At 70.9% G+C, this 13,463-nt stretch carries 11 protein-coding genes; 6 read left to right on the top strand and 5 right to left on the bottom strand.

All coding sequences use genetic code 11. The features are described 5' to 3' along the window. The first annotated feature begins 679 nt into the window (after positions 1-679). A complete protein-coding gene (locus GR130_RS42055; protein ID WP_443043674.1) occupies positions 680-1,450 on the top strand; it encodes an alcohol dehydrogenase catalytic domain-containing protein in 771 nt (256 codons plus the stop codon). Between the two features lie 108 nt (positions 1,451-1,558). Continuing rightward, complete coding sequence (locus GR130_RS27350; protein ID WP_159507176.1) at positions 1,559-1,813, top strand: hypothetical protein; 255 nt, start codon at positions 1,559-1,561, stop codon at positions 1,811-1,813. A gap of 34 nt (positions 1,814-1,847) precedes the next feature. On the opposite strand, the gene GR130_RS27345 is transcribed toward GR130_RS27350, so the two are convergent. Further along, a complete protein-coding gene (locus tag GR130_RS27345) occupies positions 1,848-2,537 on the bottom strand; it encodes a TetR/AcrR family transcriptional regulator C-terminal domain-containing protein (RefSeq protein ID WP_236573535.1) in 690 nt (229 codons plus the stop codon). 117 nt (positions 2,538-2,654) lie between these two features. Between GR130_RS27345 and GR130_RS27340 the strand changes: the two genes are divergently transcribed. Further along, positions 2,655-4,127 carry an FAD-dependent monooxygenase gene (locus GR130_RS27340; RefSeq protein WP_159507175.1) on the top strand — a complete coding sequence of 491 codons (1,473 nt, stop codon included), beginning with the start codon at positions 2,655-2,657 and terminating at the stop codon, positions 4,125-4,127. 301 nt (positions 4,128-4,428) lie between these two features. On the opposite strand, the gene GR130_RS27335 is transcribed toward GR130_RS27340, so the two are convergent. Then, positions 4,429-4,872: a MarR family winged helix-turn-helix transcriptional regulator gene (locus tag GR130_RS27335; protein ID WP_159507174.1), complete on the bottom strand. Its 444-nt coding sequence runs from the start codon at positions 4,870-4,872 to the stop codon at positions 4,429-4,431. Positions 4,873-4,976: 104 nt separating this feature from the next. Between GR130_RS27335 and GR130_RS27330 the strand changes: the two genes are divergently transcribed. From GR130_RS27330 to GR130_RS27320, 3 genes are all read left to right on the top strand, one after another. Then, positions 4,977-5,369, top strand: a complete 393-nt coding sequence (locus GR130_RS27330; RefSeq protein WP_159507173.1) for a nuclear transport factor 2 family protein — start codon at positions 4,977-4,979, stop codon at positions 5,367-5,369. 514 nt (positions 5,370-5,883) lie between these two features. After that, positions 5,884-6,543, top strand: a complete 660-nt coding sequence (locus GR130_RS27325; protein WP_159507172.1) for an MSMEG_1061 family FMN-dependent PPOX-type flavoprotein — start codon at positions 5,884-5,886, stop codon at positions 6,541-6,543. A 481-nt stretch (positions 6,544-7,024) separates the two neighbouring features. After that, positions 7,025-7,675, top strand: coding sequence for a hypothetical protein (locus tag GR130_RS27320; protein WP_159507171.1), 651 nt, complete (start codon positions 7,025-7,027; stop codon positions 7,673-7,675). A gap of 591 nt (positions 7,676-8,266) precedes the next feature. Here GR130_RS27320 and GR130_RS27315 read toward each other — a convergent pair. The 3 genes from GR130_RS27315 to GR130_RS27305 all read right to left on the bottom strand — a co-directional run bounded on the left by GR130_RS27315 (position 8,267) and on the right by GR130_RS27305 (position 13,206). Next, positions 8,267-11,758, bottom strand: a complete 3,492-nt coding sequence (locus GR130_RS27315; protein WP_159507170.1) for a M48 family metalloprotease — start codon at positions 11,756-11,758, stop codon at positions 8,267-8,269. Then, complete coding sequence (locus tag GR130_RS27310) at positions 11,755-12,258, bottom strand: hypothetical protein (RefSeq protein WP_159507169.1); 504 nt, start codon at positions 12,256-12,258, stop codon at positions 11,755-11,757. The genes GR130_RS27315 and GR130_RS27310 overlap by 4 nt, the downstream gene beginning before the upstream one ends. Before the next feature lie 288 nt (positions 12,259-12,546). After that, positions 12,547-13,206, bottom strand: coding sequence for a response regulator (locus GR130_RS27305; protein ID WP_159507168.1), 660 nt, complete (start codon positions 13,204-13,206; stop codon positions 12,547-12,549). Positions 13,207-13,463 lie beyond the last annotated feature (257 nt).

The following is a 13,463-nucleotide window of genomic DNA, read 5'->3' as shown; positions in this document are numbered from 1 at the left end:
AGGAGCCGGACTGCACCTGCAAGCCGCTGGACGAGGCGGAGAAACGGCGACGCGACGCCGGATGCACCACCCCCAGGCGCACGACGCATCGGCGGAGGACCGGAGCAGCTTGCCCTCTCTCCGGCCAGGCCGGAACCGGTAGTGACGCACGCACGGCCTGCCATTCCGCATCCGTCGTGTCGAAGGCGGAATACGGCGTGCGGTCCGGCCAGTCGAACACGCTGTTGATCCTGTTGCGGGGTATTCACGCACTGATCCGCGAGACGAGGAGGATCGAACGCCGATCACCGGCGAGCTGGTGCGCTCCGCTGCCAGCAGGGCGGCCCACATCGTGACGTCGTCAACGACGTTGAACGCAGGGACTGCACGACCGTCCGCGCGGGCGCCACCGAGGAGTTCCGCAAGGGTCCCCACGTGCTGCCTCCCAGCTTGTCCTTCCTACCTCGCCGCACGGGGCTCGCACGGCCGCACCCACTGATAGCGAAGGCGGCCCATCCCGGCCAGGGGCACCTGATCGTGACCGGTGTTGTTCAGCCATCCGCGCGGATCGGCTGCACAAGCGGGTGGCACGCCACCCGCGGTAGCCGTCACCGCTTGGGTCCGACGGCAGCCGGTCGTCACGCTCTGCCCGGGGCCGTGCCTCGTCCGCATCTCATCGGCGTCTTCCTGACGCCCTTTCATGGCACCTACCTGGATGACACGGTGGCAGTACGACGTCCAAGTTCCATGCCGCACAGGGGAGTTCGCCATGGCTGTGGACACCGGCCCGTCCCCCACTCTGCGCGTACCGCCCCGGTGTCCCCATGCGGGCGTCGCTGTGGGAGGGGCCGGGCAAGCCACTGCGCATCGTGGAGCAGCTGACGCCCATGGTGCGCCGGACCCGGATGTGGTGGTGCGCATGGAACGCTCCGTGTTCTCCGCCGCGTTGGTGCGTGCGGCCACCGTCGGACATCCCAGGGTGGCGCCGCCCGCCACGCTCGGCATCCTGCTTACCGGTGAGGTCGTCGCCGCGGGAGAAGGCGTCCGGCAGGTGCGGCCCGGGGACCGCGTCGTACTGGATCCCCATCCACCCTGCGGTCACTGCGCCATGTGTGCCGCCGGCCGCGGCAGGCTCTGCGGCCGGGGGGACATGCATCACACCAGGCGCCCTCGCGGAGTTCGCGCTGGTGACCGAGGAGACCGGAAGGGCGGTGCGCCCCATCCCGGCTTCCCTGCCCTTCGACGCCGAGGTGTTCACCGAATAGCTCGTCTGAGCGCTCGCCGCGGTCCGGGACGGCGGCGTGGGGCCGAGCGACCACGTCCTGGTGGTCGGCAGCGGCCCGATGGTGTTCCTGATCGCCCAGGCAGCCCGGCAGAGCAGTGCCGCATCCGTCACCTGCACGGTGAAGCACCCCTCCAGGAGGGCACTGATGCACGCGGCGGGCGCACGTACCGTGGCTGCCCCCGATGAAGGGGAGGTGCCGCACGCAGACGCCGGACCGTACTCCGTGGTGATCGAGGCGGTCGGACGCAAGGGGACCTACCGTACGGCCCTGGCCTGCGTCGCCCCGGGGGAACCGTGGTGGCCTTCGGCGGCTGCCCGCCCGGAACCTGGGTCGACCTGGATCCCAACGCCGTCCACTACCGCTGCATCCGCCTGGTGGGCTCGTACCGCTATCCCACGGAGTGCTTCGACCAGGCACTGGACCTGCTCGTGAACGGCGCGGTGGACACAACACCCCTACTGGGCCACGAGCTGCCACTCAAAAACATCGCCGCCGCTCCGCGGGAAGCCGCCCGAACAGACGTGCCCGCACTCTTGATCTCTGCCTGAACCCGCCTGCCCCGCTCGTTTGGCAGCCCCCCCCTCAGCCGGTCCCGCCAGGTCCGGACTGCGCATCGCGAGTGTCGTCGTCCGGTACGCCTGCTGGCGTGGAAGCAGGGCTTCGGCCGGCTGGTCCCTCGGTTCGGGGAAGGCCGGTGATGATCAGGTCGAGGGCGAATTCGAAGCGTTGGTCGAAGTTGTCGGGGCCGACGTGGGGCAGGACCGCGGCCAGGGCCGGGTAGGTGTCGGCCGGGACTTGGTCCGGGGGGAGGGCCGGTGCGGTCTCTTGGGCGGCTTGCTGTTCCTGGGTGAGGCCCAGGGTCAGGTAGAAGATCGACCAGTGGGTCCATGCGGCTGTGCGTGGTGGGTGGCCGGCTGCCAGCAAGGTGGCGATCACGGTGTCGGCGTAGCGCAGCGTGTGGGGCTCGGCGGCGAAGACGCCCGCGACCATCCTGGCGGCGTCGCGGCGGGAGAGCAGCGCCGCGCGGCAGCGGCGGCCCAGCTCTTTGAGGCGGTCGGGGAACGCCTCGGGCAGCGGCTCGTCGAGACAGTGCGCGAGGAGTTCGTCGGAGGCCAGTTCGAGCAGGCGGCCCTTGCTGGAGGCGTGCCAGCGGACGGTGTTGTGCTGCACGCCGAGCCGGGCCGCGACGGCGCGCATGGTCACGCCGTCCAGCCCGTGCTCGTCGAGGACCGCCAGCGTGGCGGCGACGATCTCGTCCTGTGTCGTACCCATCCGATGCGCCTCTCCGGTCGGCTTCCGCACCCTGTTGTCCAACCCTGTTGTCCAATGGACAATTCTAGGGCATGCTCACTCTTGTCCAACGGATAAGAGTGAGAGGGAGTGGTTGTCATGCTCGACGTGCTCATCGCCGGGGCCGGCCCGGTGGGGCTCTGGCTCGCCGCGGAGTTGCGCCTGCGCGGGGTGGAGGTGACCGTCGTGGAACGCCGGGCGGCACCGGACGGACGGTCGCGCGCGGTCGGCATGCAGGCCGGCACGCTGGACACCTTCGCCACCCGCGGACTCGCGGAGCGGTTCATCGAACGGGGCACCCCCGTGCCGACCGGCCACTTCGGGGCGGCGACCACCCGGCTGGACTTCTCCACGGTCGGAGCGGTGCACCCGTACATGCTGGCGCTCGGTCAGTCCGTCACCGAACAGCTCCTGGAGGAGCACGCGGTTGCCGTGGGTGCCCGGGTGCTGCGCGGGGAGGAGGTCGTCTCGCTCACCCAGGGGCCGGACGCCGTCGAGGTGGTGATCCGGGCCGGCGGCACCCACCGGACCGTGCGGGCCCGCTGGGTGGTGGGCTGCGACGGCACCCGCAGCGCGGTGCGCCAGGCGGCCGGCATCGACTTCCCCGGTCAGGACACCACGCTGACCGGGTGGCTCGCCGACGTCGAACTCGACGATCCGCCCACCGCGCCGCTCGCCGCCACCGGGCCGGCCGGTTCGTTCCTGGCGGCCCCGATCGGCGACGGCGTCCACCGGCTGGCGGGCCTGTCCACGGCCACCATGCACCACGGCACCGGTGAACCGCTGACCCTGGAGGAGGTGCGCGAGCAGACCCGCACACTGCTCGGACGGGACCTGGGTATCCGCAACCCCCGGTGGCTGTCGCGCTACGGCAATGCCACCCGCCAGGCCGCACGGTACCGAGCCGGACGGGTGCTGCTGGCCGGGGACGCGGCGCACATGTTCTTCCCGGCCGGTGGCCAGGGCATGAACCTCGGCATCCAGGACGCCACCAACCTGGGCTGGAAGCTCGCCGCAACCCTCCAGAGCCGGGCGCCCGACGGACTGCTCGACAGCTACGACACGGAGCGTCGGCCGGCCGGCCGCGCCGTCATCGACAACACCCGCGCGCAGCTAGCCCTGTTCGCCGCTGCGGGCCCGGAGCAGATCGCGCTGCGCGAGGTGTGGTCCGCCGCGCTGGCCGAACCGGAGACCAACCGCCAGTGGGCCCGCCGGATCGCCGGCTTCGACGACCCGCTCCCCGCCGACACCCCACCCGGCGCGCACCCGCTGAACGGCACCCGCCTGGCCGGCCTCGCCCTGGACACGGCACAGGCACCCACCGCCCACTCCTTGATGCACCACGGCCGGCCATTGCTGCTGGACCTCGGCGGGACGCGGACGCCGTGCCCCGCGAGTGATCTCGAACAGCGGGCGGCCACCGTCAACACCGAAGCTGCGGCCCCGATCTGGCGGGACGTCACCGCCGTCCTGATCCGGCCCGACGCCCGGATCGCCTGGGCCAGCACCGACGCCGACCCGCAGCGCCGGGCCGCGGACTGCCTCACCGCCCTGCGCACCCTGTGCCGCTAGTCGCAAGTCCTACGCCATTCGACGCTGGCGGGGAAGCCCGCCTGTGCTCCCAGGAGACGGTGAGTGGGCGGACGCGGGGAAGCCACTCCTGGCCGACCGCCGGCACCGCGGCCGCGCGCGGTGCGAAGGCCCACTTGTGCAGGCTTCCGAGCCGGAAGTCGGCACCGCCGATGTCGGCCGCCGGCATGCCGGGAGCGTGCGCGGCGCCCACGACGGTGACCACGCCGCGGGCGTTGAGCTGCGACGCCGGAATCGAGCCGGCGCCTCAACTGGACGGCGACCGCCCGGTGGTGTGAGGCGGCTATACGAAGGGGCCTTCGGTGATGAAGCGGCGGAGGTGACGGGCGAAGGTCCGGGCGTCCCCGGGGGGCCAGGAGTTGAGACTCGCCGCGATGTGGGCGGCCAGGCGCTCGCGCAGTTCGGCCACGGCGTGTTCTCCCTCGTCGGTGAGGACCAGCAGGGATGCGCGACGGTCGGTGGGGTCCGGTTCGCGGCGGATGAGTCCGGCAGCCTCCAGGCGGGAGGCGCGGCGGGTGACGCCGGAGCGGTCGAGTCCGGCGTCCGGAGCCAGGTCGGCGGCACTGCGGGGGCCGGTCCTGGCCAGTGCGCTGAGGATCGGGTAGGTCAGCTCGTCCACTGCCTCCCCCATGCCCTCGGTCAGGTGCTTGTGCAGCTGGGCGCGGGTGGTGCGTTTGAGCAGGATGCCCAGCGCATCGGCGATCTCATGTCCTACCTCGTTCTCCATACCCCCACAATAGCGTGCGCTGCGCACGCATCCGGTGCTACAGTCAAAGAGAAGCGTGCGCAGCGCACGCACTTACCCGGTGTTCACCGTGAAAGGAATCCCCCATGAACCCCACTGGCGTCGCCGCCGCCCTCACCGACCTGATCTTCAACACCGACATCACCGTCGAAGAAGCCGCCGACCGCCACTTCGCCCCCGGCTACCGGCAGCGCACGGACGGGCAGTGGGCCGACCGCGCGGGCTTCATCGAGCACATCGCCCACGTGCGTACGCTCGTCGCCGAAGGCTCTGTCGAGGTCCACGACGAGCTCTACGACGGCACCAAGTACGCCGACCGCCACACGGTCAACATCACGAAGAAGGACGGCTCGACCGTGCTCACCGAGGTCTACGTGTTCGCAGACCTGGCATCCGACGGCCGCTTCAGCCGCATAGAGGAGACCACCCTGATGCTCCAGGGCTCCGAAGCGGACCGCAACATCGGCAGCGCCCGCTGACCTCGCCGCTCACCGTCCGGTAGCGAACGCGGCCTGGACCTGGTCGGAGGTAGTCCCGGCCGACCAGGGCCAGGCCGCCGCGGCCGAACCGGTCACGGATGCCGACCGCGGCCGGCGACCTGCCCGAGGCGCTGTTTCCGTGCAGGAAGCCGGGTTTCTTCGGTTCCCACCATCACGGCTGCCGTGCTCCCGGCCGCCAGTGACACCCCCGCCGGGAGCACGGCAGCCGTGCAACACGGGGTGCCACATGCTCACCCCAGAGGCCCGGCCCCGGCCTCCCGCCGACCGTCGCCCCCACGTCGCTCATGGCGCCCGGACTCACGGCGTGCCACCCAACGCGGGGCGAGTTCTGCGACCAACTCGCCCAGACGTCGGCGCGACAGCCCGCAGAAGGCGGGACGGGACATGGCCGCGCGAGCCTGTTTGATCTTCACGCACCAGACAACTCGCGCGGGTGTCTCTATGTGCCCGCACTCACCGACCAAGATCAATCACAGGTCATTAGGGTCGGGGCATGACGACACCCCTTGCCGGCAGTGCCTTCGATTCGCTCCGCCTCGACGCCGTGCCCGACCAGGAGGCGCTGCGCCGGGCCTACGAACTCCCCAGCGACGCGGCCGTGCGCAAACAGATGACCGAACTCACCGTACAGACACGGCAGTTGATCGGCTGCTCATCGCTGGTCCTGGTCGCCAGCGCGGACGCTGAGGGCAACTGTGACGTTTCCCCGCGCGGCGGCCCCGCCGGGTTCGTCGCCGTCCTGGACGCACGGACGGTGGCGATACCGGACGCGACCGGAAACAAGCGTCTGGACACCCTGCAGAACGTCGTCTCCACCGGACGGGCCGGGCTGCTGTTCGTCATCCCGGGGCGCACCACGACGCTCAGGGTGAACGGCCGAGCCTGCGTCTCCACCCGCCCGGAACTGCTGTCACAGCTGACCGCCGTGGGCAAGCCGCCGGCCAGTGCGCTGGTGCTGGGGATCGAGGAGGTCTACCCGCACTGCCCCAAGTCGCTGCTGCGCAGCGGGTCCTGGAAGCCGGAGCAGTGGCTGCCGGCGGACGCCCAGCCGACCTCGGCCGAGGTGACGTTGGCCCAGCTGCGGATGCCGGAGCTGACGATCGCTGACATCGAGCAGGCGGAGGCGGATTCGCTGAAGTACCGGTACGAGTAACGGGCCGACCAGCGATTGCTGAACCACCAGCCCGCCGAACCCCCTGACCAGCACGCCCCGAGATCAATCGCGGGGCATCCCGTTGCCGTTCCCCGCGCATCACCGGCAGGTGCGTGCGGTTCCAGTCCCTCCACGGTCGGCCGCACGTGCCTGGCTGTGGCCGGTCCTTGTCCACCTCGCCGAGCGGGATCACGGTCGCGTTCGCCAGCTGAGCGGCGTCCGCATCGGGCGTCCTTCTCCCACCACCCCAGGCGGCTTGGCCGGTCGTCTTGAGTCGCTGCCCGACCTCGGCGCAGGAGGCTCCGCTCACCGGGCCTCAGCTTCGATCCACCGACGTGCCGTGCTCATACGCCCTGCGAGGAGGCGCACGAGCATCCCGGTGTCCGGAAACCCTTCCGCCCTCTGTTCGCCGGGACGGACTCCTTGGCAGCATCGCCTCTCCGGTCCCGCACCGCGGACGAGACGAGGAGCGCCGACGGCCATGCCTGCCTACAACCTTGCCCTGCAGGAGCTTTCCCACCCCTACCCGGCACCGGGGAACGGGACGGTCTCCGGCCATCAGGTCGAGCTCATGTACCACCACATCGTGCCCAAGAGCCCCCGAGTCGGGCTGATCTGGCTGTGGAACGCGGTCCTGGAAGACAAGGTCCTGACCGCCGCGACCCCGGTGCTCAACGCGATCATCCAGAACGTCGACAAGTACGGGACCACGCTCGTGCCCGCAGACCGTCAGCACGTCAAGGACCTCGCCACCGGCATCAAGAACAAGACCATCACCCACCAGGCCGGTGCCGCCCGGCCCGCCGGTTGGGACAACTTCGCCCAGGTCTACATCTGGCTGCCCGGCAACCTCTTCACCGGCCCCAAGAACCGCGCCGACGACCCCGGAGACAAGTTCGACGCCGCCATCCGCTTCATCATCGGCGCCGGCGGCGCCCAGTACACGACGCTCCAAACGGTGAACGGCAAGATCGACCAGTACGCCAAGGACCGCAAGAAGACCGGTTACGCCGAGGAGGCGTACGCGAGCCTCGGCACCGTTGCCCGCACCAACCTCCAGCGCACGCCGTTCTCCGGCACCCAATGGACCTGGGACTCCGGCAAGAACAAGCCGAAGGTCAAGGGCTCCTGACCCTGTCGCGCCGCACGCGCTCGCGGGGGCGGCCGGCGACTTCATCGAGTGGTACGACTTGGGCCCTTCCAGTGCTCTGAACGGGCATGACGCATTGTCGGGAGCCATGCCCTGGTCAGGTGCGCAGACACGGTCACGCGACCACGACGGGGCCGGCTCCCCTTCGGCGGTGAGTGGCGTGACCCGTGGGGTGTTGCTCCAACTCGCCCCGGACGCACGTCATATGTGCATGCTTGAGGGGGCTGTGACTCCACGGTCGCAGCCCCCTTCGGCATATCGAGGGTCAGCTTGAGGTCGAGGACAGTGCACGGCGGGCGGTTGCGCTGCGTTTGCGTTCGGGGCGCCGTCGAGCACGGCCCGGTACTGTGCGATGCGCCGACCGCAATTCGGTGACCATGTGCCGCGCTGCGGCAATGGCTGCCGTCACAGGGGACTTTGTGACCTGCTCATGTTCACGTGCGGGCAGGGTGACCTCCCGATGCTGCGAAACAAGCGGGCTGTACCACCGTGTGCGTGCAGCGGACTGCTGCGTGGCGGAGTTCTGCTGCCGGCACGCCCATCCCGCGGCGAGTGCCGCTCGCTCAACCACGCCTAATGGCTTCCCCCGTGCTCGTCTCCGGGTGGGGACGTCCAGGTCATGCGCCGGAGGAAGGGCGCCAGCAGGCGGTAGAAGGTATCGGTGTGGCGGACCTGCTGGACCATGTCGGCCAGGGCCGTGTGGAGGGCGTTCGTGTCGAGATGGTCGACGCTTCGGCGGCAGAGGGTTCCGCCGTCCCGGGCCGAACGGGCCGCTTGTTGCCAGGCGTTCGCCATCGGGGGATTCGGAGCGGGACGGGCGGAGAGCGCGCGGCGGGCGTCCGCGGCCCACCGGTCACAGGCGCTGCCCAGTGCCTTCAGCGAGGCCGGATCGACCCGCCGGCCGAACTCCCGCAGGGCGGCGACCACGCCCACGCGGCCGGCGTCGAGGGAATGGGGCAGCGGGCTGCCGACGGTCACCCACCACACAGCGACGTCCACGTCGTCGGGGCTGGGGCCGGCGGTGGAGAGCGCAGGGGGGAGGGGCGCTGGGGCCGTGGTGCTCTGGGACGTAGGTGGATCGGAGGCCGGGTAGATTCCGCCGAGCGCCGTCACCGAGACCGCGCAGAGCGCCGCGATCGCCGTGCGGTGACGCCACATCTGGCCAGAGGGCGGGGCGGGAGCCGGCCTTCCCGTGCGCCGCCGTCGCCACCCGACCAGGCAGGTGCGCAGCAGGCCGACGAGTGCCAGTGCCCAGGTGACCAGCGCTACGAGGGTGGGGAGCAGGACCGCGCTGGTGAGGAACCAGCTGGTGCCGGGCGACCATCGGCAGGTGCGGGTGAGGGTGTGGGGAATGCCGGCGCAGCCGTCCGCTGCCTGGAGGACGAAGGCCGCGGCGAGGCCGAGCAGCAGCCCACCGGCGGCAACGGCCAGGGCGGGTGCCGGGCGGTATCGGCGGGTGGCCGTCCACCACGCCAGGAGGAAGGGCACCAGCAGGCCGAGCGCGGCGGCTTCCTGGGTGTGCTGGATCCAGGAGAACGGCGGGTGGTCGGGGCGAGTGGCATGCAGGATGCCGCGTGCCACCAGCACACCCAGCAGGCACAGCACGCCACTTCCGAGAAGGTGAGCGGCAGCGCGGCCGACTGTTCGCGTCGGTGGGGGAGGGGCGGGCGGCGGAGTGGGGAAATGGGCAGCGGCGGCAGGCGGGTTGGGGAGGTGGGGAGTGGCGGCGGGCGGCCTTCCCGACGCCTTCCTGCGGGCCCGCCACGGCTCCAGCCACCGACGCCACGGTCCCGCGCCGGCCAACGCCGCGAACAGCGTGGGATAGAAGCCGATGCCCAGGACGAGCGGGGCGATGATCGAGTGGGCCAGCCCCCACGCCGGGGCCGTCGCCCAACCGCAGTTCTCGACGAACAGCGACCGCTGCCGTACGCACCCATCGGTACTGAGCAGCACGAACGCGCCGCACAGTCCGACCAGGGTGCTGATCCCCGCGGCGACCAGTGCGACGGGCAGACGGTGCGCGGGCGCGCCTCCGTACACCAGGGCGGCATTCAACGCGGCCGCGGCGCTGATGGTGAAGGCCGTCAACAGGGAGACGACCACGACCCACGTCGCCCCGCCGGACCGAGGATGGTCCGGGTGCAGCCACCAGGCCAGGACCGTCAGTGAGCACACGGTGAGTGCCCCGCCCACCACACCTCGGGACAACACCCGGTGCAGAGGGGGGAGTTCGGGGGCGGGACGCCAGGCGTCCACCGCCGCCGCGCCGCCCAGGGCCGAACGCACCCAGGCCGGGACGCCGGTGACAGGGCGGCGCGCCCAGGCAAGCAGGGGGTACAGCCACAACACGGCACCGCCGAGCGCCGCCAGGGGCGCGCTGGCGACGAACTGGAGGGCGACGTCGAAGACCGGGAAGATCGCATGGAGTTGCCCGATGCCGAGACTGTCCGGGGTGGTGCCCAGTGAGTGCTCCAGGCGTGCGGCGGTGTCGCCGAGCGTGGACAGGCCGAGCAGATACAGCGAACCGATCTGGTTCCACAACGTGAACCAGGCACCGAAGACCAGCAGGAACGCGGCAAGTCCGCCCAGCAGCGTCCAGCGCGGTGTCCGGCCCCGGCAGCGAACCAGCCACAACTCGGCACAGAGGCTCGCCCACCAGCACAGTACGGCGCCCGCCGCGACCAACAGCAACAGTAGCCAGGGCCGGGCCGGCAGCCAGCCGTCCGCCGACGAACGGAAGGTCAGCAACTCGCCCGCCACCAGCCCGGCGCCCAACCAACAACCGGCGCGCAGCCCCGACGGGCCGTGCCGCCCGGTCAGCACCGCGTGCGTCACCGACCGCCACAGGGCGACGCCGGTGATGCCGGTGATCACGGCCGCGACGAGCCAGGCAGGGGCGGAGCGCCATGTGCCCTGCCCCGTCGTGTCGTTGCTCAGCGGGTACAGCGCCGTCACGACCTCCATCGCGGCCAGCGCGTTGAGGAACAGCATGACGGGCTGGGCGCCGAACAACGGGGCGGGGTCGTGCAGCGCGCTCGCCCGCTGGGCCCACGTCGGGTGGGAGCGCCACAGCGACGCCGCACTCCGCAGTACGGCACGCGGGCCCCGCGCCGGCCGGCTCCCCGCTCCGGGGTGTGGCAGCTCCCCTCCCCAGCGGGCCGCGTCGAGGTCGGCGTACAGCTCGCGGGTCCGTAGCACATCGGCCCGCGCGAGCAGGACCAGCGCCAGGAGGACGGCCGGCCGCACCAGGCCGCGCAGCCCCACGTCCCACTCCTGCTGCCAGAGCGTCACCGCGCTGGCCGGCCTGCCCAGCAGTTGGGCCGGAACCAGGCACAGCACGGTGTACGGCACCAGTATCAGCACCGCGAAGGCGCGCCACAGCGCCTCGGTGGCGTAGGCGATGTCGACGTCGCGGTTGCGGACATGTGCCAATTCGTGGAGCACCACGGTGCGGAAGACGGCCGGATCCTGCCGGCGGAGGGCGATGAGTCCGGCGTTCAGGCAGACGGTCGAACGGCCCCAGCGTCCGAAGGCGACGCCGCTCGCCGTGACGGCCGCGGGCCGGATCACGAAGGCGACCCGTCCGGCCAGCCCCGCGCGCCGCGCCAACGCGGCCACGTCACCGGCCAGTTCGCTGCCGTCCCGAACCGGGACGAGGCGGCCGCGCCGGATCTTCCAGGCCGGGGTCCACCAGTGGACGAGCAGGGCCGCGGCGAACACCAGGACGGTGCCGCCGACCACCCACGGCCACGGCGAGGCGGAGAACCGCTGGACACAGGCGCTGTACGCCTGCCAGCGGGCCTCGTTCGCCACGATGCGGATGGAGGCGAAGTGGCCCGGGGGCGGATTCTCGCCGACGGCGTACAGGCAGGTGTACGTGGCGTTGGCCGCGCCGTGCACGGGGGGCTGGGGCGCCGCCAGCCAGAGGAGTTGGATGCTGCTGGTCGCCACCAGCAGGGCGAGCAGGCCGAAGCGGAGTGTGGTGCCCGATACGAGCACCCGGCGATCGGGACCGGCGACGGCGTGGCCGCCGACCACGGCACTGGCGTCGGCGGCGCCGCTCATCGCGCCGGATCCGGTTGCTCCGGCCCCCCGTCTTCCCGGCTGCTGCGCAGTTCGTCCATCGCCAGGCGCACCGCGACGGCATCGGCGACCGCCACCGCCCGGGCCCGGTTCACCCCCGCGGCCAGGCACCGTTCGCGGACCGTGTGCCGGATTTCCTCGATGCGCTCCGGCGGCATCGGCGGGAGCGTCAACCGAGCGGCGCCCGTCGGGTCGGCGCGACGCCGACGCAGCCGGTCCCGCAGCCGGTCCACGGCACCGTCGACGGCGAGTCCCACAGCGTGGCGACCGGCCTCCGACAGCACCGTCCACAGCACGGGAGTGACCAGCGCGACCGCGTCGGTGAGGCCGAACCCGAGCCGTTCACGCGCCCGGCTGCGGGTCGTCAGCGAGCGCTCCGCGTGGACGTCGTCGAGTTCGGCCAGACCGTCGAGCAGCGGCAGTTCCTCGGGTGCCGCGTGCTCAACGGCGTACCTGACAACGTCGCGTAATGCCGTCGGCACGGCATCGCCCCCTCCGAACTGCCTGCCGTTCCCCGTCCGTTGCCCGATATCGGGCCGTCCGATGGTAGCGGCCGGTGCGCGTGGGGAGGATGACGCAAGGGCTGCTTTGCGTCATGCGGTGGGTCCCTTGGCCGTGGCGCGGCTTCGGGAAGAGCGGGCGGAGAGGGCGAGGATGATTCCCGCGTCGGTTGCCGGCGCAGAGCCTCCGATGGGAGGCGGACGTCGTGTGGTCGTCACGGGTGTGGGGGCATGAGGTCACATCTCGACGGCTGGAGGACGGGACAGGGGTCACCTCATGCCGTTGGAGAGTCTGAGCTCAACTGCCAGAAGCGCGGCCTGGGTCCGGTTTTCCAGTTGGAGTTTGGTCAGTATGCGGGAGACGTACGTCTTAACGCTGGATTCGCTCATGTGGAGTTCTCTGGAAATTCTGAGGTTGCTCATTCCCTGCCCCAGCAGCGCCAGCACTTCCCGCTCGCGACGACCGAACTTCGACAGGGCGTTCCGCGAATCCTCGGACGGCATCCCTCGGCCCACGACCGACCTGGAGAAGACTCTCTTCGCGATGCCCGAGGACAGGACCGTGTCACCGACCGCTGTGGTGAAGACCGCTTGCACGAGTTGCGCCGGATTCAGATCCTTCAAGAGGAAACCGGAGGCTCCGGCTTCCATGGCCTGAAAAAGGTTCTCGTCCATGCCGAATGCCGTCAGGATGATGATGCGCGGCGGGTCCTGCTCCGCCATGAGGCGTCGGGTCGCGGCGAAACCGTCGCAGCCGGGCATGTGGGCGTCCAGGAGCGCGACGTGCGGACGCAATTGCTCGCACAGCGACACGGCTTCCCTGCCGTCCCGCGCCTCCCCGACCACCTTGATCCCATCGGATGCTTCCAGGATGGCGCGAATCCCGCTGCGTATCAGGTCTTCGTCGTCGGCAATCACTACTTCGATCATCTGTCCCCCTCGTGCTCGCTGCGCCTGTCGTTGAAGAAACGGTGTCCTGTCCTCGTTGGTCGTCACCACAGATGCTCACACCGCACATCTCTGCCTCATTTGTCCTCGCGGTTTCCGTCCGGAAAAGTGACGGTGAGGGTGAAGTCACCCTGGGTGTCAGGGCCGCCATGGATGTCCCCTCCCGTTTTCCTTGTTTTCCCGCCGCAGCCACCCGAGTCCGTGGCCGGTGCCGGACTGAGTGATGCCTGCTTCGGCTG

This window comes from Streptomyces sp. GS7, from assembly GCF_009834125.1.
Taxonomy (GTDB): domain Bacteria; phylum Actinomycetota; class Actinomycetes; order Streptomycetales; family Streptomycetaceae; genus Streptomyces.
This window is presented reverse-complemented; position numbering and strand designations above follow the sequence as displayed.